Annotated in this window: 29 protein-coding genes; 10 read left to right on the top strand and 19 right to left on the bottom strand. The window is 36.0% G+C overall.

Annotated features, from left to right (window positions below):
* Window positions 1-54: 54 nt before the first annotated feature.
* Window positions 55-273, bottom strand: a complete 219-nt coding sequence (locus DL897_RS14325; RefSeq protein ID WP_113659827.1) for a hypothetical protein — start codon at window positions 271-273, stop codon at window positions 55-57.
* A gap of 107 nt (window positions 274-380) precedes the next feature.
* Window positions 381-1,073 (bottom strand): aspartate/glutamate racemase family protein, encoded by a 693-nt coding sequence (locus DL897_RS14320; RefSeq protein WP_113659826.1) that lies wholly within the window; start codon window positions 1,071-1,073, stop codon window positions 381-383.
* A 113-nt stretch (window positions 1,074-1,186) separates the two neighbouring features.
* On the opposite strand from DL897_RS14320, the gene pdxR reads away from it, so the two are divergent.
* Window positions 1,187-2,587 carry a MocR-like pyridoxine biosynthesis transcription factor PdxR gene (gene pdxR, locus DL897_RS14315; RefSeq protein ID WP_113659825.1) on the top strand — a complete coding sequence of 467 codons (1,401 nt, stop codon included), beginning with the start codon at window positions 1,187-1,189 and terminating at the stop codon, window positions 2,585-2,587.
* A gap of 234 nt (window positions 2,588-2,821) precedes the next feature.
* Window positions 2,822-3,769, top strand: coding sequence for a type I pantothenate kinase (coaA, locus tag DL897_RS14310; RefSeq protein ID WP_113659824.1), 948 nt, complete (start codon window positions 2,822-2,824; stop codon window positions 3,767-3,769).
* A gap of 58 nt (window positions 3,770-3,827) precedes the next feature.
* Here coaA and DL897_RS14305 read toward each other — a convergent pair whose 3' ends face one another.
* The gene (locus DL897_RS14305) at window positions 3,828-4,454 is read right to left on the bottom strand and encodes an FMN-dependent NADH-azoreductase (protein WP_113659823.1); all 627 of its coding nucleotides are present in this window, start codon (window positions 4,452-4,454) and stop codon (window positions 3,828-3,830) included.
* 165 nt (window positions 4,455-4,619) lie between these two features.
* A complete protein-coding gene (locus DL897_RS14300) occupies window positions 4,620-5,078 on the bottom strand; it encodes a MarR family winged helix-turn-helix transcriptional regulator (protein ID WP_113659822.1) in 459 nt (152 codons plus the stop codon).
* 728 nt (window positions 5,079-5,806) lie between these two features.
* Here DL897_RS14300 and DL897_RS14295 point away from each other — a divergent pair.
* Window positions 5,807-6,469, top strand: coding sequence for a thermonuclease family protein (locus tag DL897_RS14295; RefSeq protein WP_113659821.1), 663 nt, complete (start codon window positions 5,807-5,809; stop codon window positions 6,467-6,469).
* Window positions 6,470-6,705: 236 nt separating this feature from the next.
* Here DL897_RS14295 and DL897_RS14290 read toward each other — a convergent pair whose 3' ends face one another.
* The 5 genes from DL897_RS14290 to DL897_RS14270 all read right to left on the bottom strand — a co-directional run bounded on the left by DL897_RS14290 (window position 6,706) and on the right by DL897_RS14270 (window position 11,026).
* Window positions 6,706-7,563, bottom strand: a complete 858-nt coding sequence (locus DL897_RS14290; protein WP_113659820.1) for an AraC family transcriptional regulator — start codon at window positions 7,561-7,563, stop codon at window positions 6,706-6,708.
* Window positions 7,564-8,237: 674 nt separating this feature from the next.
* Window positions 8,238-8,822: a DinB family protein gene (locus DL897_RS14285; RefSeq protein ID WP_113659819.1), complete on the bottom strand. Its 585-nt coding sequence runs from the start codon at window positions 8,820-8,822 to the stop codon at window positions 8,238-8,240.
* Between the two features lie 181 nt (window positions 8,823-9,003).
* Window positions 9,004-9,195: a hypothetical protein gene (locus tag DL897_RS19085; protein ID WP_420824141.1), complete on the bottom strand. Its 192-nt coding sequence runs from the start codon at window positions 9,193-9,195 to the stop codon at window positions 9,004-9,006.
* 146 nt (window positions 9,196-9,341) lie between these two features.
* Window positions 9,342-9,986 (bottom strand): SDR family oxidoreductase, encoded by a 645-nt coding sequence (locus DL897_RS14275; protein ID WP_113659817.1) that lies wholly within the window; start codon window positions 9,984-9,986, stop codon window positions 9,342-9,344.
* A 476-nt stretch (window positions 9,987-10,462) separates the two neighbouring features.
* Entirely contained in the window at window positions 10,463-11,026 is a 564-nt protein-coding gene (locus DL897_RS14270) for a LysR family transcriptional regulator substrate-binding protein (protein ID WP_240627456.1), read from the bottom strand.
* Window positions 11,027-11,098: 72 nt separating this feature from the next.
* Between DL897_RS14270 and DL897_RS14265 the strand changes: the two genes are divergently transcribed.
* The gene (locus tag DL897_RS14265; RefSeq protein ID WP_113659816.1) at window positions 11,099-11,437 is read left to right on the top strand and encodes an alpha/beta fold hydrolase; all 339 of its coding nucleotides are present in this window, start codon (window positions 11,099-11,101) and stop codon (window positions 11,435-11,437) included.
* Between the two features lie 141 nt (window positions 11,438-11,578).
* Window positions 11,579-12,109, top strand: coding sequence for a DUF4269 domain-containing protein (locus tag DL897_RS14260; RefSeq protein ID WP_113659815.1), 531 nt, complete (start codon window positions 11,579-11,581; stop codon window positions 12,107-12,109).
* A gap of 177 nt (window positions 12,110-12,286) precedes the next feature.
* On the opposite strand, the gene DL897_RS14255 is transcribed toward DL897_RS14260, so the two are convergent.
* On the bottom strand, window positions 12,287-12,625 hold the full coding sequence (locus DL897_RS14255) for a beta/gamma crystallin-related protein (protein ID WP_113659814.1): 339 nt from the start codon (window positions 12,623-12,625) through the stop codon (window positions 12,287-12,289).
* Window positions 12,626-12,894: 269 nt separating this feature from the next.
* Between DL897_RS14255 and DL897_RS14250 the strand changes: the two genes are divergently transcribed.
* The 3 genes from DL897_RS14250 to DL897_RS14240 all read left to right on the top strand — a co-directional run bounded on the left by DL897_RS14250 (window position 12,895) and on the right by DL897_RS14240 (window position 15,978).
* Window positions 12,895-13,476, top strand: coding sequence for a TetR/AcrR family transcriptional regulator (locus tag DL897_RS14250; protein WP_113659813.1), 582 nt, complete (start codon window positions 12,895-12,897; stop codon window positions 13,474-13,476).
* A gap of 25 nt (window positions 13,477-13,501) precedes the next feature.
* Window positions 13,502-14,704 (top strand): MFS transporter, encoded by a 1,203-nt coding sequence (locus DL897_RS14245; protein ID WP_113659812.1) that lies wholly within the window; start codon window positions 13,502-13,504, stop codon window positions 14,702-14,704.
* Window positions 14,705-15,534: 830 nt separating this feature from the next.
* Window positions 15,535-15,978, top strand: coding sequence for a Mur ligase family protein (locus DL897_RS14240; protein ID WP_113659811.1), 444 nt, complete (start codon window positions 15,535-15,537; stop codon window positions 15,976-15,978).
* A gap of 1,050 nt (window positions 15,979-17,028) precedes the next feature.
* On the opposite strand, the gene DL897_RS14235 is transcribed toward DL897_RS14240, so the two are convergent.
* The 3 genes from DL897_RS14235 to DL897_RS14225 are packed head-to-tail and all read right to left on the bottom strand — an operon-like array spanning window position 17,029 to window position 18,109.
* Window positions 17,029-17,355 (bottom strand): MFS transporter, encoded by a 327-nt coding sequence (locus DL897_RS14235; protein WP_113659810.1) that lies wholly within the window; start codon window positions 17,353-17,355, stop codon window positions 17,029-17,031.
* 30 nt (window positions 17,356-17,385) lie between these two features.
* Window positions 17,386-17,721 carry a lanthionine synthetase LanC family protein gene (locus tag DL897_RS14230; protein ID WP_240627462.1) on the bottom strand — a complete coding sequence of 112 codons (336 nt, stop codon included), beginning with the start codon at window positions 17,719-17,721 and terminating at the stop codon, window positions 17,386-17,388.
* 19 nt (window positions 17,722-17,740) lie between these two features.
* The gene (locus DL897_RS14225; protein WP_276308593.1) at window positions 17,741-18,109 is read right to left on the bottom strand and encodes a lanthionine synthetase LanC family protein; all 369 of its coding nucleotides are present in this window, start codon (window positions 18,107-18,109) and stop codon (window positions 17,741-17,743) included.
* Window positions 18,110-18,125: 16 nt separating this feature from the next.
* Between DL897_RS14225 and DL897_RS14220 the strand changes: the two genes are divergently transcribed.
* Entirely contained in the window at window positions 18,126-18,602 is a 477-nt protein-coding gene (locus tag DL897_RS14220; RefSeq protein WP_113659807.1) for a hypothetical protein, read from the top strand.
* Between the two features lie 199 nt (window positions 18,603-18,801).
* On the opposite strand, the gene DL897_RS14215 is transcribed toward DL897_RS14220, so the two are convergent.
* From DL897_RS14215 to DL897_RS18915, 4 genes are all read right to left on the bottom strand, one after another.
* Entirely contained in the window at window positions 18,802-19,116 is a 315-nt protein-coding gene (locus tag DL897_RS14215; RefSeq protein WP_113659806.1) for a hypothetical protein, read from the bottom strand.
* A 403-nt stretch (window positions 19,117-19,519) separates the two neighbouring features.
* On the bottom strand, window positions 19,520-20,017 hold the full coding sequence (locus DL897_RS14210) for a hypothetical protein (RefSeq protein ID WP_113659805.1): 498 nt from the start codon (window positions 20,015-20,017) through the stop codon (window positions 19,520-19,522).
* 219 nt (window positions 20,018-20,236) lie between these two features.
* Window positions 20,237-20,620, bottom strand: coding sequence for a hypothetical protein (locus DL897_RS14205; protein ID WP_113659804.1), 384 nt, complete (start codon window positions 20,618-20,620; stop codon window positions 20,237-20,239).
* Between the two features lie 74 nt (window positions 20,621-20,694).
* Entirely contained in the window at window positions 20,695-20,823 is a 129-nt protein-coding gene (locus DL897_RS18915) for a hypothetical protein (RefSeq protein ID WP_276308591.1), read from the bottom strand.
* A gap of 144 nt (window positions 20,824-20,967) precedes the next feature.
* On the opposite strand from DL897_RS18915, the gene DL897_RS18300 reads away from it, so the two are divergent.
* The gene (locus tag DL897_RS18300) at window positions 20,968-21,129 is read left to right on the top strand and encodes a hypothetical protein (protein ID WP_168188803.1); all 162 of its coding nucleotides are present in this window, start codon (window positions 20,968-20,970) and stop codon (window positions 21,127-21,129) included.
* A gap of 102 nt (window positions 21,130-21,231) precedes the next feature.
* On the opposite strand, the gene DL897_RS14200 is transcribed toward DL897_RS18300, so the two are convergent.
* Both DL897_RS14200 and DL897_RS18910 read right to left on the bottom strand, forming a co-directional pair.
* On the bottom strand, window positions 21,232-21,816 hold the full coding sequence (locus tag DL897_RS14200; protein ID WP_113659803.1) for a hypothetical protein: 585 nt from the start codon (window positions 21,814-21,816) through the stop codon (window positions 21,232-21,234).
* A gap of 79 nt (window positions 21,817-21,895) precedes the next feature.
* Window positions 21,896-22,027 carry a hypothetical protein gene (locus DL897_RS18910; RefSeq protein ID WP_276308590.1) on the bottom strand — a complete coding sequence of 44 codons (132 nt, stop codon included), beginning with the start codon at window positions 22,025-22,027 and terminating at the stop codon, window positions 21,896-21,898.
* Window positions 22,028-22,452 lie beyond the last annotated feature (425 nt).

Below are 22,452 nucleotides of genomic sequence, written 5' to 3'. Positions count from 1 at the left end.
AAAAAACTGACATCTGAAGTAAAATACTCCTTGAATGTCAGTTTTTCACTGTCTTTAAAGCTCATAGTCACGTAGGGTGCGGATTTGCTTTGGTTGTTCTTCATCAATAACCCAACCGATTTTTTGTAAAGCACCTTCAATATTCTCTAACTGCTCTAGAGACTGTTCACTTTTGGCAAGAAAATAAGATTTTTTCAAAGCAGAAACGATTTGACCTAGTTCACGATCTGTAAATATCTGATCGAGTGTATCTTGAATTTGACCATGATCCATCTGATTTCCCTCCGAAAATCTCCTTACTCATTGTGAGCTAATCTTTGACCTATTTATTTTCGAGATCTATTTTCAGTATGGACATATGACCGTTATTTCATCCATTCTTATTTTAGAGAATATTCTACTGCATATGAAGCGTGAAGATCTGTCGTATCTAAAATCGGAACTTTTATATCCTCTTGTTTAATTAGCATGGGAATTTCTGTACATCCTAGGATGATTCCTTCTGCACCTTCATCAAGCAACTGTTGGATTACTTTTTTATACTTTTCTTTAGAAGCTATACTTATAATTCCAGCACATAATTCTTGATAAATTACTTGATGAACAATCTGGCGTCCTTCCTCATTAGGAATTACCGTCTGTATTCCATATTGATTTTGTAAGCGATTTGTATAAAAAGCTTGCTCCATCGTAAATTTTGTTCCAAGTAAACCCACTTTATTAAGACCTAGCTGTTGAATACGTTTAGCTGTAGCATCAACAATATGTAGTAAAGGCGAATTTATCTGAACTTGTATCTCATCTGCCATTTTATGCATGGTATTCGTACAAATTAGGATACATTCTGCTCCACTTGCTTCTAAATTTCTCGCAGCATGGATCATCATATCAGTTAGTTGATCCCATTTCCCAACATGTTGTAAATTCGTTATTTCTTGGAAATTAAATGAATGTAAAATACATTTTGCTGCATGCAGCTTACCCAACCGTTCGCGAATTTTCTCATTGATCAATCGATAATAAATCGCTGAAGATTCCCAACTAAGTCCACCAATTAAACCAATAGTTTTCATCTTATCTCTCCCTTCCAAATCCAACATATCATGAGTATATTGGTATGATGTAGATCCAACTTTCTGTTATATTTATAGTACCAGCAATAAAAAAAGGAAATGGAGAATTAAAAATGATCTGGATAACCATAGACCGTTCCTCTCATAAGCCTATGACACAGCAAATCTATGAACAAATTCGTGAAAGCATTCTCCATAACGAGCTTCAACCAGGTGAACGTATTCCCTCTACACGTGAATTAGCTAACAATATAGGAGTCTCACGAAATATCGTCTTAGAAGCTTATGACCAGCTCATCGCTGAAGGATTTATCTACAGTCAGCCTCGCTTGGGAACATTTGTAGCTGATGGATCGTCACTACGCTTAGGGCGTAGTTGGACTCCTGCATCAATGATAGAAACTTGCCCTAACCAAGACGACACATCCTATATCGACTTTCGTGCTGCAAATCCTGCCATTGACTACTTTCCTCGTAAAGTGTGGGGACAACTAGCAAAGCAAGTTTGTAACCAAGCTTCCGATATCATTTTTAGCTATAGCCATCCTCTCGGACTAACGGAACTTCGACAGACACTCTCCAAATATTTACATCGCTATCGCGGGGTTAAGTGCCACCCTGATCAAATACTGATCACATCAGGTGCTACGCAAGCATTCCATCTGATTTCTCAGTGCTTTAAAGAACAAAATGCTGAAATCATCATGGAAGATCCAATTACATATGAAATTCGCAATCTTTTTATCTCCGCTGGTTATTCGATTTATCCAATACCTGTTGATCAAAAAGGGATGCAAACCCATCTTCTCCCCCCAACCACTTCCTGTAAACTAATTTTTGTCATGCCTTCACATCAATTTCCGATGGGCGGAGTGCTCCCTATTCAGCGTCGAACCCAATTGATTCAATATGCTCGGGATACGCATTCGTTTATTATTGAGGACGACTATGATAGTGAGTTTACCTATGAAGGAAGCCCTGTACCCTCTTTGCAAGGGTTAGATCCAGAGAGAGTCATATATATAGGAACATTTAGTAAAATCCTTTCGCCTGGTCTACGGATTGGTTATGCTGTACTCCCTCCCATTCTCACTCATCATTTTCAGCGTCAAAAGTGGCTGATGGATCGCCATACATCTTCCTTAGAACAGAGAATCTTAGCTCGTTTTCTCGAAGAAGGTCACATGGAAAGACATATTCGTAAAATGAAAAAAATCTACCGTAAACGTCGGCAGACATTGATTTCTTCCTTGAAACAAGAATTTCCTTATATTTCTATTTTAGGTCAAGCAACAGGAATTCACCTAGTTGCAGATTTTGCTAATGTTGTCTTTACATCTCTACTTACGAAACAAATTTTACAGGAAGGAGTAAAGATCTATCCTGTTGAAGATTTTGCCTTACAAAAAGGAGGACATCTGAAACAAATTGTGATGGGATATGGTAGTTTATCCCCAGAAATCATCAAAGAAGGTGTATATCGACTAAAGCGAGCAATCCAGTCAGTAAGTTAGATAGAATTCGAATTGACAATCGTATTGATTTCTTTAGTTAATCGACACTACTGATAAACTTATGTATGATTAAAAACTATATTAGGTATTTTATCCGGATTAAGTTAAAATAAGAAGGATATAGACACATTCATATGAAACGATCATGATCGATCTAAGGTAACGGGAGTATATGCAAAAAAACGGCAAGCGACCGATTCGAGAGTTACAGTTAAATAATGAGGAAGGGATTTTATGACAGATAACGAACTTCTTTCACCTTATATCACTTTTACACATCCTGATTGGAAACAGTTACGTGCTTCAGTTTCACTTCCTTTAACCGAAGCAGAACTAGAAAAACTAAGGGGGATCAATGAAAAAATATCACTTGATGAAGTTAGTGACATTTATCTCCCTTTGACACGACTCCTAAATATTCATGTAGCAAATAATCAAGATACATATAAGGCAGTCAATCTTTTTTTAGGACATTTAACCCCTAAAGTCCCATATATCATCGGGATCGCAGGTAGTGTAGCTGTTGGAAAAAGCACCACAGCACGTATCTTACAAGCACTTTTAACCCGTTGGCCTAACCACCCTAAAGTAGACCTAGTTACTACTGATGGCTTTTTATATCCCAATCGAATTCTAGAACAAAGAGGGATCATGAAGCGAAAAGGCTTTCCAGAAAGCTATGACCTACAAAAACTAATTAAGTTTTTAATTGATGTAAAATCAGGTAAAGCGGAAGTAACCGCTCCTGTCTATTCCCATTTAGAGTATGATATTATACCTAATCAGTTTCAAACCATACGCCAGCCAGATATCTTGATTATAGAAGGTCTGAATATCTTGCAAACACCACGACATCAAAAAGCAAGTCGTCCCAGATTAACTGTTTCTGACTTTATCGACTTTTCGATTTATGTAGATGCAGATGAACAAGATATTATGCAGTGGTATATTGATCGCTTCCATGTTTTATGCCGAACAGCGTTTCAAAACCCTCACTCTTATTTCCATCGTTATGCTGATCTATCTGAAGATGAAGCGACAAAAATTGCTACACAAATATGGAACGATATTAATGGAATTAATTTAGAAAAAAATATTATACCTACACGTTATCGTTCTAGTCTCATCCTTAAAAAAGGTGCCTGTCATCGTATTAAAGAAATCAAGCTGCGAAAATTATAGGAAAACAATGATATTCATATAAAAAGCTGGACTCCCTACTGGAATCCAGCTTTTATCATTAGAATTTCTCTGCTGCTTTTCTTACATTGGCTAATCCATCTTCAATGATGGACTGGCTACGATCTGGGAATGCGTTATGACCTTCAATCACTTCTGTGTGTAAATCAGTAACTCCGAAGAAGCCCATAATTGTACTTACGTAGTTTAAAGCCATTTCTTTTGCAGCCATTGGACCTTCGGAATAGATACCACCTCTTGCGCACAGCAACATCACTTTTTTATCTGTTACCAGACCAACTGGTCCTTCTTGTGTGTACTTAAATGTTTTACCTGCTTGGCTTAAGTAATCGAGATACGTATGCAGTACTGCTGGTACTGTAAAATTCCATAGTGGGAATGCAAATACAACTTTGTCAGCACCTAGGAATTGGTCAAGATATTGATTGACAGTCGCAGTCGCCTTTTGTTCTTCAGAAGTTAACTCAAATCCTTGTGCGAGCTTATACATACCATTAATCATATCTATACTGTAATAAGGGAGATTCTCCGCAAATAAATCTAACTCAACTACTTGATCCTCAGGGTGAGCAGCTTTGTATGCTTCTAAAAAAGCATTGTACATTTGGACACTTACTGCTTGTTCCGCTGGACGTGAATTTGCTTTGACAAATAAAACTTTGTTCATAAAAAGATCCTCCTTTTAGTTATAAATCTTAAAGTTGTATATCTCAAATTCAAGATATACAATAAATAAAAAGAACATACATGATGGATGATATTTAAGAAAGCTTACAAATTAAACATCTCGATATTAAGATAATAGATTGTGAAAAAATTGTCAAGAACTATTTTATACATATGCTGAATAGCTTTTTTGTGCTTGATATCCTAACTTTTTAATCAGCTGAATAGCAACCTGCTTTTCATCTACATCCAGCCCCTTTAAAGCTTGATGAATCACTTCTTGGTGCTGTGAAAAAATCTCTGCAAAAAATTGCTCCCCCTGCTCTGTTAATTCCGCATAAGTAACACGACGATCCTTCGGACAAGGTTTGCGGATCAAGAGGTTTTTCTTCTCTAGTTTATCGATGACATAGGTAATATTTCCACTCGAAATAAGGATCTTTTCTCCAATCTGCTGAAGGGGTTGTGGGCCTTTATGGTATAACAAGTCAAGCACACCAAATTCAGTAGGATTTAAACCATATCGCCGAATATCACGATGAGCATGTGCGCTAATCCAATTATAAGCCCGTACTAAAACGACAAAGAGTTCAAGCGACTGATCCCTTCCATTCTCGACTGACATTTGGCTTCCTCCTTTCTTACTTTTAAAAGGTAATTATCTTAAATTTAAAATAATAATACTTAAGATAGCCAAGGTTGTCAACAATCGCTTCAAGATGATTCTTAATCTTGATCTATTCAATCTTTAAAGGATTGAATGTTGTTATTATCTAATTAAATCATAAAATGAAACAATAAAAATATAAACATATCATCAATAATTTAACTATAAAAAATAACTAACCATTCCCTTTCCATTTGTCCAAATAAAAATGATGTTCAAATTAAGCCCTATACCCCTTCATTTAATTTATCCATTTCTTTTTTGCGACATTCAAGATCAGCTAGATCCCTTTTCTGTTTCCCTTCAAACTTTTTCTAGCTCTTTCCAATTTCCTAAAATCTCCTTCCACATCTGTCAATCCCACCATTTGAACTAGTAACAGGCTATTATTGATATCGAAAGAAAACCCACCACCTAATGGTTGTGGGTATCTTGTAATCCTGATAGATATCAAATTGAGAGTATCTCTTGCTTTGCTTTGATAAGAACAGACGCATTATCCAATGAAGTTTCAATTCCTCATTATTGATCTACTTCTATTCTAGGTGAATACCCCATTTTACCTATTTAAAACTATTCTTATTAGATATAAAATGAATTATAAATATAATATTTATATTAATTTAATAAATGTAATAACGAAAAAGGGTATATAAGTTTTGAATCTCAAAAAGGGGGATATTTGAATGAAAAAACTCTTTGTTTCTCTTATCTTAGGGGCGTGTTTGGTTTTTCCTTTTTCTTCCCAGTCTTATGCTGCTAGCTATACGTCTTATGTAGATCGCGTTGTAGACGGTGATACCGTCTACTTAAAAAATGCAGTCCTTGGTACTACAAAGGTTCGCATGCTTTCCATCGATGCACCTGAAACGAATTATAATGGTCAATCACAAAGCCCTTGGGGAACTAACGCAAAAAATTATCTATCTCAACTTCTTCCCTCAGGTACCAAAGTAACCATCGAAACGGATACAGAGGCGAAAGATGCATATGGCCGTCTGTTGGCTCATGTTAAAAAAGGAACATTAAATGTAAACAAAGAAATGGTTCGTCAGGGTCATGCGGTTACATATTATATCTGGCCCAATATGAAATATTTCACTGACTACCAGTCTGCTTATTTAGAAGCAAAAAATAGTGGGAAAGGTATGTGGAGTCCATCCAATCCCATCAAAGAATTACCTTTTGAGTTCCGTGACCGAATCTCTGGTCAAGAGCCTGATAAGTACGTAGGAAATTACTATACCAAAAAATATGTAATTCCTTCTTTATACAAGCAAATTCCGATCGAAAAACGTGTTTTCTTCTTTAATGAACAGGATGCCCAAGAGGCTGGATATACCAAATAAAAACAAGCAAAATCACAGTAAGATGCTAATCGTTTCATATAAGATAGAAAAATATGATAGATATTGATTAGCTGTAATAAAAATCCCTATCAATAGTTGATAGGGATTTTTGGCCATCGTACATAACAACGGGCAGTCACCTTTATATTAGGGTTTGGGAAATAGACGATATGACCTAAAAGTGTTCATGAATTGTACCCTATTTCTGATCAAACATTAAAATTTCTATTATCCTTTTACTTTACCGGAATCCAAATTTCAGAGTATAAATCAGGACTTGATGGATCTTCATCACTATATACTTCTAAATCTGGTACAGCTGCATGCTGATAACCGCTTGATGGAAACCACTCTGAGAAAATCTGTTTCCACGCCTTTTGCATCGCATGGGGCATTGGACCATGCACTTCAAATACTGCCCATTTGGCTGCAGGTATTTCGAGTGTCGATAACCCATCTGGTGGATCACCATGATATTCCGTAGCTACCCAATAATCCATACTTTTATCGGAAACACTATAATCCACACACACACCTAATACTCCTTTAATTTCCCCATTATTCAATTGAAATAATAAATCGCTTGTTCCATCCTGATTCACTTTATCCCATAGTTTTGGAATTCCCTCATAATTCTCTCCATTATTCAGGGAGAATTTTCGCTTAATCCCTACCACTTGAAAACGATCTCTTTCTACAATTTTATAATGCATCGGTTCTGCTCCTTTCAGTTTCACCTGTATTACAAGGCGATTATAAGATTTTAGCTTTCCCATGTACTTTCGTACTTCACTTGGTGGAACTCCATGTTGTCTACGAAAAGCTTTGGAAAAAGCCTCAGGAGTTTCGTAACCATATTTATAGGCGATATCAACTACTTTACAATTTGTTCTCGATAATTCTTGAGCAGCTAATGTTAAGCGGCGGCGACGCAGATATTCACCGACTGACATATTCGTCAGTATCATGAATATACGTTGAAAATAAAATGGGGACACATTTGCCTGTTTCGCTATACTTTCAATCGTTATATTTTCTAGTAAATGCTCTTCCATATAATTGATAGCCTTTTGTAATGATTCGACCCATATCATGATCCTCACTCCTTAATTTGATATTAAAGATTTTTGTGATTAAAATCCTGTCCGTTTCTGCTTTGTTGTGACAGCCTTTGTAAATCACGTTATTTCTTACAACAAAAAAGCTTGTCGATCTATTATAAAATAGGCTTTATCGACAAGCTGAAGCCATCTAGCAAAGGTATCTTTTTCGATTTATTAGCTCAAATTGGAATCAAGTAGTTAGTTTCTTATCTTGCAGGATTTGCAAGGTATGATAAACCTTCACTTTTTTCACTTGAAAATCGCCTCATCATGTTAGATTTAAACACCAATCATATTTCATATATATAAAATTCTATATTGAGGTTGCTGCATTAATCAGCCGCTTAGCGCTTTCCCGCTCATTCCCGTACCCTTGATCGGTCCATAGACCTTCTTAGAGCTTTGCTCTTAAAAGCTCTTGTCCCTTTGGGGAAAAGTCGATCCTACACAAAGCGATTCGATCTAATTTATATAAAAAAATCCGCTACCCAATGATAGCAGATGAGAGCTATTCCTTATAGAATAAAAATATTCGTCATCATCGGAATTTTCAAATCCCGATTGATCTTATTGATTAAATCCTAATAAATGTGCTTTATTTTTGAAGCAGCTGGCTCAACTTCATATTTAGTTGGTTCGAAGTCGTTTTAATTCCTTATAGGAATTTACCAAGGGATTTCTACCCATGAGCCTTGTTTCTTTCGAATTAATACAATTTGCCCCGTATGATATGCATTATGTGTAAATACGTCGAAAAGCGCCTTCCACCAATAAATCTCTTTATCAAAAAATTGAATATGCTCATGAAGTCTTGATTCCGAGCAATCAACAAGAACACTATGCCACTTGTTTAAGATATCATCCAAGCGAATTAATGTCTCATGCCATTCCTTTTCAGAAAAATCTTGGATATCGAATGTCTCTTCATTCTTAAGACCCGTATCAGTAATGGAATTTTCCTTAAACCGCTGAAGCGAGATAGTATTCCAAAACACAAGGTGATTCACAATTTGCCAAATCGAATTCATGTTTGTATGATCACACCACTTAGCCTGCTCAGCGGTAAGCCCATCCAAAGCCCTACTTAGAGGTGGAAACCAGCTAATTTCTTTGTGTGTCGTTTTTAACAAGTCAAGAAGTAATTCTTTTTTACCTTCATTCGTCTGCTTGATATTTTTAAATGCATTTTGCTGACGATGATCCAGGTCAATACTCATTGACTTTCCCTTTTCGCTTGGTTTATTTTCCATTTTTACCCCCTGTATATCAATAATGAAGAATGGATATAGATTGGTCACTTTCTTTTCCAAATCTATTTATTAGTATTGATTCATATTTCATTATATATTAATAATTATAAATTAACAATATATAACAATAACATACTAGCTATCTATTCTGCTTTCTTCAAAGCATATAAAAGGAAGCTCTTTATGGAATCACTATTCTCTCATTCACTAATCTATACAAAAAGAAAATCCACCACCTAATGGTAGTAGATACTATAACATTGGAATTATTCAGAGCGGTGTCATGGTTAATACTGAACACGATCCCATGATAGATGACACCCCGGAACACGATTTCTTCAACAATCGGGGCAATAACAGCCACCATCAAAATTAAAAAAGAAAGAGACCCATGTTTTTTATTGTGTCAGCCTTAGAAGATTCTCCAGACCAGATAATAGATTATACTAACTAACCTACTTAAACTGTTGGACGAATAATCCAAGGAAGGCATCCCATTTCCTCGGGTGGAGTAGCATTTTATAATGTTTTTAGTGCATCTTCAATCGGCGTTTCTCCGCCAACCATATCAAAAGCTTTACCAATCGTATGGTTGTTTTCCAGTGAAGCAACAATTACCGACGCGACATCTTCACGAGGGATTTGCCCACGTTCAAGATCAACCGCTACTTTTATCTTCCCGGTTCTAGGATCGTTGGTCAGTCTCCCTGGACGGATAATTGTATAATCAAGACCACTCTTCTCTAACCAAACATCTGCGTAATGCTTGGCCGCACTATAGTACGGTGCACTTTTCATCCATTTGTCACGATGATGAACACCAATTGCACTAACAATGATGAAACGTTTAACCCCGGCTTGCTTTGCCGCTTCCATTGATTTGATAGCTCCGTCCAAATCAATCATCATTGTTTTATCGGCACCCGTATGACCACCTGAACCAGCTGTAAATACAATCGCATCCGCCTCCTTTGCCACACTGGCGATATCTTCAATGCTCCCTTCCAGATCAACAAGTGCTGTTTTGACTCCTTGTTCTTCAAATTTCGCTTTTTGCTCTTCCCTTCGAACCATAGCGATAGCGTTATGCTTACTTGATTCTTTTATTTGTCTCACAAGAATTTGACCTATTTGACCATTTGCCCCTATGATCAGTACATTCATGATTTCTCTTCCTTTCTTCTTCATTTTCCGTAGCGCTGATATATTTAAGAGAAATGAAAATGGATTGCATCCTTAACTTTCTTTAACATGCCATTATTTGTTTCTTCATTAGGATAACCAATGCTTCCAAAAAGTACGTGTTCTTCAAGTTTAATACCCTACAAAGTCAAAAATCCCAGTGTCAGATGTGATTTTTCAGGAATTGTTTCTTCATCCACGATTTTCAGGGTCATTAACTGGATAAACAATATGACCAGCAACGGAATCAGTTGCAATCAATGTCTATATTGTTGTTTTTAATGATTGAACTTCTGATCTTTTCGGCTTTTCTAGTATACAACTCCATTTTGACCAAAATGGAGTTTTTCAATTTGCTATCAAGAAGGGTTATACTTTGTACATTTCGTAGTTATCTTTAAAGTAAGAAATAATAAAGTCTCGAAAATTTCTTACTGCAGGAGATAACACTTTATCTTTTACCCAAGATAAGCCGACTGTAAAGATAGGATCAATATAGCATCTACGATTTTTATGTAATTCAAATAGTATTTTCTACATATAGAAATAGGAAGTAATGCCACTCCTTGATCGAGGTTTATTATTTCTGCCAGTAAATTCGAATCCACCTCAAAAATATTCTTAGGAGTGAATCCTGCTTTTTCACAGAGCTCGGTTGTAAAACTGCTATATTCTTTATGATTGGCAAGGGAAATAAACGATTCATTGGCAACTTTGCTTAATGAAATCTCAGATTTGGCTGCAAACTTGTGATTGGAAGGTAAAACCAGTACGATATCTACATTTATCAGCACACAGCTCTCTATCTCTTCATCAGTTATAGGTGGACCTGCTATTCCTAAATCAATTTCCCCCTTTTTCAAGCTTGTCAGTATTCCACTTTTCACTCCGATTCCCGGTTGTATTTTTGTATCAGGATACTGTTTAATAAATTTACTGATAAGTCCTGTGAGGAATCTTGGACTAGAAATCGATATTTTGACGGTACGAGCATTTTCTTGATCCTGCGACTGAATTTCCACCTTCTTCGAGGTTGGCTTGGTAGATCTCCATATTATATAAAATCGGTTGGAAAACCTGGGGAGCTGGCAGTGATGGCCAGCTTAGAAGCACAAAAAACCATAGAGAACATGATTAGTGAACATTGGCGAAATGAAGTCGCTCCTCGGGTATTTTTAGAAATGATGAAGTATAAGCCTAGTGAAAAGGCTTCCCAGATAAAGATGCCGTTGCTTGTATGTATCGGAGAATATGATCGTGAAACTGTTGGAGAATTGGCGAAGGAGATTGTAGAAGCTGCCCCAAATGCACAACTGCAAACCTATCCAGTTGGTCACTTCGATTTCTACTGCCCAGAAATACGTGAACAGGTGTCTTCTGATCAAGTCGATTTTTTGAGTAGACATCTTTTGGAGACTAAGAATGATACCTAAAGCAGTACCTTTCATCACTTATGGAAAATAATTTGAGACATATGTATTGATCTTCATGTACTTTTACCACTTCTATATTTTATTTCCGCTAAAAACGTGTACAATTTAAACTCATAAAATCAATCTTTTGGAGAATCATTCATGTTCAATACTATTGATTACTTACAATTTGGGAATGAAAAACAAAAGCTTGCTTATAAAGCAATTAGGAATTTAGGAATAATGGATAACTTATCTGAGTATAATCCCACACTGTGTGGTACATTTCCCATAGGAATTGATATAGTGGGTTCTGACTTAGATATGATTATGGAAGTTGATGATTTTCATCAATTTGAGGAAAAGGTAGAAACCTTGTACGGTGATAAAAAAGATTTCAAACTAAAAAGACTCTTGATTAGAGAAGTCCCAGTAGTTAAAGCGAATTTTATTTTTGATGGGTTCGAATTTGAGTTATTTGGTCAATCACAGCCTGTAAAAGAACAATATGCTTATCTTCATATGATCATTGAATATGCTTTAATGAAGCAGTTTCCTTCCTTAAGAGAAGAAGTAATAAAACTCAAAAAACAAGGACTTAAAACGGAGCCTGCTTTTTGCCGAGTTTTGGGATTAGAAGGAGACCCCTATGAGAAGCTTTTAGAATTCGGGGAATATATGGGAATTATTTAGCTCTTGTTCTTTATCAATTTAACTTAAAAATAGACTTCTACACTAGAATAGAGAGCATCTGATTGATTTCGGAATCACCAAGGAACTAAATGGAAATTTACCAACAAAAAAGAGCGGCGTTCAATGATGCCGCTCAACCCATTCTCACAACGAGTAATTCAATAGAAGGGATCTTTATCAATCAACATATATAGAAGAAATCTGATCATTGAAACCATATTTGCTTAAGTCATCAATATCTTGACAAACTCGAAGGGATTTCCCTTTAAAATTCTCATGTTCAAATACTCTTACACAATGACCTCTAACTTTAATCGAAGAAGTTTTATCATTCATCGAACCTAGACTACTTACACCCGGATTTGCAGCTACTCTCTTCTCCTCTCCTTGATAATAACCATGTTCATATAAAAAAACCACTGCTGCTGGTGATGCACTAGCTACTAAACTAAAGCTTAGCGAGGACATCAAAGCACTAATGAAGCAAACAGACACCCATTTACTGATCTGTTTCATGATAACTCCTCCTAATATGTAATTGGTGTTCCCTAGTTCATTATCTCATATAGATACACTATTTTGTACTATTGTAATATTTTAATATTTATGTATATTAAAGCAAAGGGGTAGAGGAGCTATCGCCTTTTGGACAATATTCATTTATTACTAAAACATTTTAGTTTATAAATTATTAGTTTATGCATATAAATATATTTTCTTCTTGCTTATATTTATTTAATTTGATAATATAACTGACGAACGTTCGTTAAATTGAGGTGATTTTATTGAAAAGCAATGAAATTAAGGAGGCAGCTCTAAAATATTTTACAATTCATGGTTATGAAGGAGCTTCCCTTTCTCTAATAGCTGAAGCGGTCGGCATGAAAAAGCAGTCCATTTACGCCCATTTTAAAGGAAAGGATGATCTTTTTCTGCAAGTTTTACGTGATGCGAAAGAGACGGAGCTATCTTCAAAACTCCAATATTTTAGTAAAATTGATTCGCAAAATCCCGAAAAAGACTTATACGGCTTTCTACAATTGGTAATCGATCTTTTCCAAAAAAATGAACAATTAAAGTTTTGGCTACGTGTGTCATTTTTTCCGCCAGCACATCTGGCGAAAGCAATCGACAAGGAAGTAATTGATATCGAAGAGAAGGTACAAGCGATACTGGAAAGTAAATTTCAGGGTTGGATCGATGCAAAAGCAATCGTCGGAGATGTAGCAAAAACACCGACCTTCGCCTTCTTAGGAGTAGTCGATTCCATTATGTTAGAGCTGGTATATGGCAATGATGAGAAACGACTAAAGGATAAATTAGAAGCCTCTTGGACCGTATTTTGGAGAGGTATTTCACATCGATGATTCTTACAGAAAGGGGTGTTGATACATGAAGAAAACAATAAAAGAACAAAAGTCGGTATTAATGATTCTTCTAAGCAATATATTCATTGCATTTCTAGGAATTGGTCTTGTCATCCCTGTTATGCCGTCTTTTATGAATATCATGCATTTATCAGGAAAAACAATGGGCTATCTTGTCGCCGTATTTGCAGTGGCACAACTACTTATATCACCCCTCGCAGGACGTTGGGTTGACCTTTATGGTAGAAAGAAGATCATCATAATCGGCTTATTCCTTTTTGGAGTTTCAGAACTTATCTTTGGTTTAGGCACGAGTGTATCCATACTTTATATATCAAGGATTCTAGGAGGAATTAGTGCCGCCTTTGTTATGCCAGGTGTTACTGCATATGTTGCAGATATTACATCCATTCAGGAACGACCAAAAGCGATGGGCTATATATCTGCCGCTATTAGTACGGGCTTTATTATAGGACCTGGGATCGGTGGATTTATTGCAGAATACGGTATACGCATGCCCTTCTTCTTTGCGGCAGGCATTGCCTTTTTAGCATGTATTTCTTCAATATTTATTTTAAAAGAGCCGCTAACAAAAGAGCAGCTTGCGGAAATTTCTGCTAATACACAGAAAACTAGCTTTATAAGCGATTTAAAAAAATCACTTAATCCGCTTTACTTTATTGCATTTATCATTGTATTTGTACTCGCTTTTGGTTTGTCAACATATGAAACTGTTTTTAGCCTATTTTCTGATCATAAATTCGGCTTCACGCCGAAGGATATTGCGGTCATTATTACAATAAGTTCAATATTTGGTGTTGTTGTGCAAGTATTTATGTTTGGGAAAATGGTAGATATACTTGGTGAAAAGAAACTGATCCAATTATGTTTAATTACAGGTGCCATATTGGCGGTAGTGTCCACCGTGATCTCTAGCTTTTTGGCAGTACTGGTGGTAACTTGCTTCATCTTCCTCGCATTTGACTTGCTTCGTCCCGCATTGACGACATTTTTATCAAAAGCTGCCGGGAAAGAGCAAGGATTTGTTGCTGGAATGAACTCAACCTATACGAGTTTAGGTAATATCGTCGGGCCAGCGACGGGTGGAATACTATTTGACGTAAACATTCACTATCCTTATCTTTTCGCATGTATCATTTTAATCATTGGCTTTAGTATTACAGTCATGTGGAAAGAAAAACAATTGGCCGAAAGCTTAGTGGAATAATTAGAAAACCATTGGAGCCCTTAGGAACAACCTAAGGCACAGATTGTTTCTACGATGATCAATAGCTTTTTTGTAGAGCTTGACAATTCTCTAACTCGAAAAGCTATACTTTCATCTTTGAGCAAAACGAGAATGCCCTTAAAGGGTAAATTCCTCTTTTAGAGAAAGCAATTTTTCAACAGAAAAAAGGAGAAAAAATCCCTACGATAGCTGGTCACGCTTCTAAAAAACCCTAGATTTTAAGCTACATTCTACCGCCTGTATTCTACAGGCGGTAATTAATTTAGTCTTTATTGAATACGCTTATAATCGATTTACAACTTTCGGAATTACCACTCATTTTCATATAAATGAATTCTCATACCAAACTTTCGTTGTACATGATAATAAATCATTTCGCATGGCAAATCTATCCCGCAAAAAGTCCAGTAAAATAAATTCTGGTTCCATTGTAATAATAAAACTACTATTCCAGATAAACAGCATTTCAATCCTCTTCAAGAGGTGTTTTCTATTTATATCTTGAGCAAAGATTAAAACTTTAGGAGTAATGAATCCTATTTTAAAGAAATTCCTTTCTATTTCTCTTCAATCCAGTATGTTTCTTTTGCTTTACCTATCAGATCAAACAAATTCCGAACCGCCAACTCGGATCGGGATATTGAGATGAAATCATATCCACCATTTTTCTCTCACAACAACCTACTCTCCACTTCCCACCTTAAAAATAGGCCTTCATCCAATCCCAAACAAGTGACTTGTGAATATGATAACAGAGACATTAACCTACACTTACCATTTGTTGATCCAGCTGTTGGGGAGGTTTATGCATGAAAACCATCACCCTTGGAAAACTAGCACATTTGATCGAGGGGCAAGTCCTCTCTGGACATCGTGCATTACCGATTCATTCTGTTAATTATGGCAGACCGAAAAGACTGAGTCGGCGTCAAGTCTATTTTTACTCGCAAAAGACCAATTGGACCAAACAGTTGAGAGCTATTCGTCGTGTTAAGCCACTTGCTGTTGTTCTCCCCCTTCAGGCTTCATCAGTAAGCATCCCGCGAAGCGTAGGAATTATTAAGGTCAGAGATCCATTTTCTGCTTATTGGAAACTAGCACGCTGGAATTGGAGACAGCACGCTACGAAAGTGATTGGGATTACAGGAAGTGCTGGAAAATCGACGACAACCGCCATGGTTGCTTCCATACTAAAATCCAGATGGCCAATGGTCAAAACAGAGGGGAACCTAAACACATTTATATTTAGATGATACCAGTAAAACCTCCGCTGATTATTTGGGCTTCAGTAGGCTTAATTAGATACAAGTTAAAACCCTAATGATTCATTTAGTAGGGATTCCTGTTTATAAAAAAGCTGCCGATTAGAAGGCAGCTTTAATTTTGACTAAAAGATATTTTTTGTTGTTATTAAGGCTTACTAGAAAAACAGCTCGGATATCTAAAGTTTCAATCCTCTTAATGAGGTGTTTTCTATTGATACTGGAGCAACGAACCTTTACCGCCACCACTCATGCGTTTCAATCCTCTTAATGAGGTGTTTTCTATTGATACAGCAGATGTTCGGAGACCTTGGTACTATTGGCTTTGTAGACCAGTTTCCGAACACCACGCCTTTTTCAGCTTTTTAAGGTGATTTTTCATTGCTAAGAGCTGTCTGACAATTCCCTTATCCCTTATATGTCAAGGGCTTTTGCATTTCCGAACACCCCTTGGGATTTTTCAGAAGCTCATGGTGTTCGCAAAGCAACATAATTTCTTACTAAAAGATTATACTATTGCTAATTAAATATCAAGGGTTGATAGTACTAAGAAGTACATTTACCGATCCCATTGCTTACCAATCAAATCAAACGTACATTCGGTTAATAATTTTACTGGGTGAATATATGGAAACATGCTCTTACAGATAAAGAGGCATTTTATTATGAAGAAAAATACCCTGATAAATACAGGATTGCAGTTTAGTATATATAAGAAAAAACCATCTAATTGATTTGATATGGTAGATGGTTTTGAATCTATCCAAACTTAATTACTATTACAATGCTGAATCAATTGACCTTTTACTTTAGATAATCTTTAAGATGTATACAAATCTGTTCCAAGAGAACCTTCGGATTCTCTAAACTGTTCAGTTTGATAAAACCTTCTTTTTCGGACATATTGGAATATTGTTCTGCCAATAACGCATGGTATTTCTTAAAAGCTTCATGAACTGGGTCATCACTCCAAATATCAATCCCAGAATTATACCCAAAAAAAGTCTTAGTTAATAAATCTAGAAGAATCTGTAAATGATATTAGCTTTCGGTTACTTGATTAATTAATGCCATCACACCTAACAAGGAAAACAAAATCCAGACATTTAAGTCTTCATAAAATGCAAACAAAAGAACAATCATAAGAAATCCTTGTAAAAGATCTGCAACCAACATAATTTTTTTTCGATCAAAACGATCTACCCAAACTCCTGCGATTGGGGATATAACAAATCGAGGTATCAATGTAATCAAACTCAAAACGGTTAGTAAAAAAATCAAATCTTTTTTTGGTGCTGTCTGGGTTAACCAAAATACTATCGTGAAATAGCTTATAGCATTTCCTAAAGCAGATAATCCCTGAGTCATCCATATAATCAGAAATGTTCTAAAATTTTTTCAAAACCCTTCCCCTTTTCTTTCGCTTTCAAAAAACTCTAAACCCAAAACGGAAGGAATATCTGGATAAGCAAATCGAAGGAGGTTGTATCCAATTCCCGAAAGACCTGTCATTAAACCTGGTATTTCGATATTAGATGGTGTTCCGCAAATCCAGCCGTGTTCCTTAATACTTTTAAAAACATTTGAGACAAAGTAATTGAAATCTTTTTGAAAACCATCCACAACTTCCATTGCTTTCAATAAGAAATCAAGGTTCCTTAAGTATCCATGACAAAGTGAATGATTATCGCTAAAAAGTTCTTGCTTTAGAGTAGTTTGAACAGCGGTTCGAATTTCTTCCTTTATAAAATCTTCATTTATATATTTGAGAAATGGATAAAGCCTTTTTATTCTTGCTTATCTGATTGTGTCCTAACATAACTAAAATACATCCAGCCGATCCTCCAATTAAATCCAAGTACTCATCTTTAGTTATCACCTTTTCTATTTGGATTAAAATCAGGTCAATCCAACTTAAAAGGGAATCATCCTTCCAGATCTTTGCCAGATTAGAAAGTACATAAACAACTCCGCTTAAACCATCATATGCTCCAATATTCATAGTTCCCTTAATTAAATCCTCTTTTAATAGGATTTTAATTTGCTCAACAGCTCCCCTAGATAATACCTCATATTTTTCCTCGCCAGACACTTTCGCTAACCAAGCTAGAAAAAGGAAAATACTACTCCAAGAAAAAATGTGGAATCAAGCTTTGCTTTATTTTTCAAAAGGGATTAAAGCAGTTGATAACCATCCTAATTCGATTCGGAGCAATATAAAATCTACTTACTACAATGAATTTAGTCATGTATCTTATTACCAGAATGATACCAATAGTGCATTAAGTTATTCAAAAGAAGGATTAAAAGCGTTTGATGCTGATGGTGATTGGACACATCTTAAATATCTATTGATGGTCAACCAAGTTAATTATCTAAAAAATCAAAGTCAAATAGAAGAAGCTTTAAATATCTTAGGAAGCATGTGGCAGGAATCTCATCAAATCGTTAACACAGAGGTTCTTTTAAATATGTATGAATTACAAGCTGAACTACTTAATAAAACAAAAAGATATCAAGAAGCTACTAAGTTTGCTATGACCGGGATTGAACTAGCCCTTATTGAAAAAAATGATGATAGATTATTTGATCTATGGATAAACCGAATAGTTTGATTTTATAGGGGTTAAATATGTAAAATATTCATACCAATAGGTTAAACTGATTGTGAGGGGATACCTCCGTAATATTTGGTAAAATGTATCCACTTGAGTATTTTTAGTGGCTCGCTTCTTTCGTCAGAGAAGCGAGCTTTTGCTCTAGGAGCTGGGCATACGCTACCAAACAACCTTACCATCAACATAAATCCAAACCTTAGGAACTCTCTTTTTTACAAAACCGCTGACCCAAACTTGCAATGCTATTACCTCCTTTTGTGGATTGAAACTCTCCTGAGGATTGAAAAGATTGAAATATCGCTCTTGAAATATTACGAAGAACAGGATTTCCTTTTTCCCATTCAGACTTAAACCAATTTCTCTGCTCTTCCTTGGTCATATGTGCTAACTTTGAATGAATGATAACAACCGTATTACCAAACTGATATTGTTTGGGTTTAACTTCCTGCTTCTCCATCTCGTCATCACCTACCTGATCTACTTTATGCAGATCGGACAGCTGTACAGGCATATTTTTCGTCTCTTTTTGTATAAAACATGAAGAATAAAAATTTTTCCTTGCACCTTAATGATGGCTTTTTACATCTATTATATTCTAAATATTTATACTTTACAAAATAGTGTGTATCCGATATAAATTAATTGCCCTGTTATTATCTCGTTTGTTTATCCAACTCAATTAAAATCTCAGCTATTGGTTCAGCTGAGCTAGGAACTTTCATTTTAATCTTGCGTATAGGTGAATTCTTCCGCGAAGGTAAACTGGGTTATTTTAGTGCAACATTAGCATTAGGGAAAATGATCCATAAAATATGTTAGATCCTTGAATTAACAACAAAGCCAATTCCCTAGCCATAGGGAACTCGGCTTTTTGTATGCAAACAAAAAAGCCCCGTTTCTAGGGACTCGTTGAGTTAAATATTAATTGAAGCTACCACTATATCTTTCCTGATTACCATTTCATTTTGTAAGAGAATCGATTTTACTGTCTTTTCTACATTATAAAGCTCTTGTCCATCTCTATAGGGTATTCGAAAATCAGCCCCCATATCGTATTTAAGCATATCTACAACAACCCAAATTGCTATAGGTTGCTCATATGTATCCCAAAACCACTTTATATTATCAGTAAAGTCTACAATGCTACTTGAGCAATTTATACCGCAATATTTTAATCCGACATGATGAGTTGCGTAGTTCACTCTTTCCTGATCTTGATCCTTTTGTAGATTAACCCAATGATTGACATAAAAAGAAACTGCTTTTGGAGGGTATCCCAAAGTTTCACCAAGTACAGTAATTTGACACTCCCACGGCTGAAGCCGATGGAATTCTTGGGTAGTTAGCGTTCGCAGTCCGTTTCCGTTTTGAACAACTCCCAAGTTCAGGGGTGTGTCATCACCCCGTCCCATGCAGTTAGAAATGTACCCACATAGGCGGAACGCCTATCACCAGCGTTCTAGTTCCTTTTCACTCACTCTCATGATTTTACCTAGTGGGAAAGACTTGTTCGCCACTAGAACCCCATACCATGACGTACTTAGGAACAAAACCTACTATAAGTAGGATGAGCACCGCTCATGTATTCGATTATACAGAAAATTGTTGCTCTAAGCAATCCCAAAAAGGGATTACCGAGCAACGCAGTCTTTCATCCCACGATTGAAACCGTGGGCTTTCAGCCCGCAATACCTGTAATCCGCTGAGAATGGAACCAAGTCGTTTAATTTCACAAGAAAGGCATTTTTTAAGGTATCAGACTGAAAGTAGATCATTGAGTCACTGTCTACTTCCACATGCGGATAGCTTTCCAATTGCTGGATTTCATCGAGAGATAGGTTTTTCAGGTTGTCATAATAGGCAGGCTTAATTCCTTTTTGAAAACCTTCAATAGATCGCCATCGCTCTTTACGTATTTCCGAAAAAGACATATTGTAGTTTGGTTTAAATTCCATCCCTACACACCTCATCCCATAAATTTCTGCCAGATTATTAAATGAAAAGGAGGCTGTCAATGCAGCCTCCCAGTCTCAAGAATAGTCTTACCAACTTTGTGAAAAGTCTTCCTTATCGCATCCATCACAATATGTTACACCATTCCATGTCCTTTTGAGTTTACCCCCATCTGACATTCTTTATCTCGGTCTTTGTCCTTATCATTATCTTTATCATCTGAACCCAAGAACATGGACAACCATCCGAAGGTTAGACTAGCCACGATATCCCCTCCTTCCCAATAATTTAGCGAAGACTATTACAAAGAATAGTGCTAAAATTATGGTTCAAAGGAGAATACGTATGATACGACTATATTTTTATTATATGCGTATCATGCGTATATGCTAAGGGAGGAATTAGAAAAATGAGAAAAAAGTTTACTACTACGATGGATGAAGAGAAACTAAAGGAACTGAAAAAATTAGCAGTTGACCACGATACTGATGCTGGTCGTATGATTGAAAAGCTAGTAAGCTGGTACAAAGATCAAGCTAATAAGAAGTCAAATGATAAAGACGAAGATTAATACTAACAAAAAGCCGAGCCATCCTAAATAAACTGGATGCCTCGGCTATTTTCATACACAAAAAAAGCCCTGTTTCCAAGACCAAATTTATTATGTATGTGCTCACTTAGGAGCGATTGGCTCCAATGCTACTCGATTATGATCTAGTATCCTCTGGACTTTTTCTTTTGCATCTACTAGATCAGCTAGATTTCGGAAGGCTACAGGAAATTCTTCTCTCTTGCGATCAGGCATCCTAACCACTTTAATATATGTATCTTCTTCAATCTGGTAAGTATCCCAAAGCCATTGGGCATTCTCTTTAAGATCATCAATATGACTGGTAAACATTATCCCGTGATACTTCATTCCGACTTTATGTGTGAAGTACCAGTGTTTAGCTTCTTCTCTTTCCCTCTGTTGCCATTCATAATAATATGTATAAAAGTCAACAGCTTTAGGAGGGTATCCTAAGGTAAGACCAAGAATCCTCTCTCGTTCTGGGTCATTATGGCTTAAATTGCTGTATTGATTTAAAAACTGCGTTTTCATTTCTTCATCTCTGAAAAACATCCAGAAGTTATCACTCTCATTAAAGTTTGCATACTCCATTAAATTAGGTATTAACTCAGGGCGAACGATAATATCTAAATTGACATACGTAGCTGGTTTAACTCCTTCTAAAAATGCCTCGTAGGATGATAACACATCATCACCTCTTTTTATAATTATTGAAGATTATAACAAAAAGTGCGACACTTTAATAGCTGCCGCACTTTTTATAATACTATTGTCCAGGACCGGATTCCTCGTCACAATCGGTACAAACCGTAAAGCCACGTTCATCCTTATAACAATAACCTGGACAACTTGCTCTGAAACAACATTCCAATACTGGTTGACCACCAACAAATTTCATGCCGTCATCCCCCTAGAATAATAGTGTTAGTTTGTCCACTATTACAACAGTTATCAGGGATGAACTTAGATTTGTTTAATGTTTTCTGTTGTTTCTGATATAAATATATATAAAACTGTGATAAGTTAACAAGTTTTTTTAGAAAAATATGATACTTATAGTTGTATAGAAAGAGAAAAGTAAATGAAAAAAGATAAAGACTTAAAAACAAGAACCCGCTTTGGAAATACAATTATTCCAGAGATCATGGAAGCATTTGAAGAGTTATCAAAGCTATCTCATACCCACAAAGCCGATTGATAGATGCAGCGTTTATTGATCTTATTAACAAGTACTATGAATGATCAAAGCTCTTACAGGAAGCTACAGAAAAACAACAAAAATATGCTGATCTTGTTGAAAAAGTAAGGAAATACCGCTAAAAA

It is taken from the genome of Thermoflavimicrobium daqui (assembly GCF_003313465.1).
Lineage (GTDB): Bacteria > Bacillota > Bacilli > Thermoactinomycetales > Thermoactinomycetaceae > Thermoflavimicrobium > Thermoflavimicrobium daqui.
This window is presented reverse-complemented; position numbering and strand designations above follow the sequence as displayed.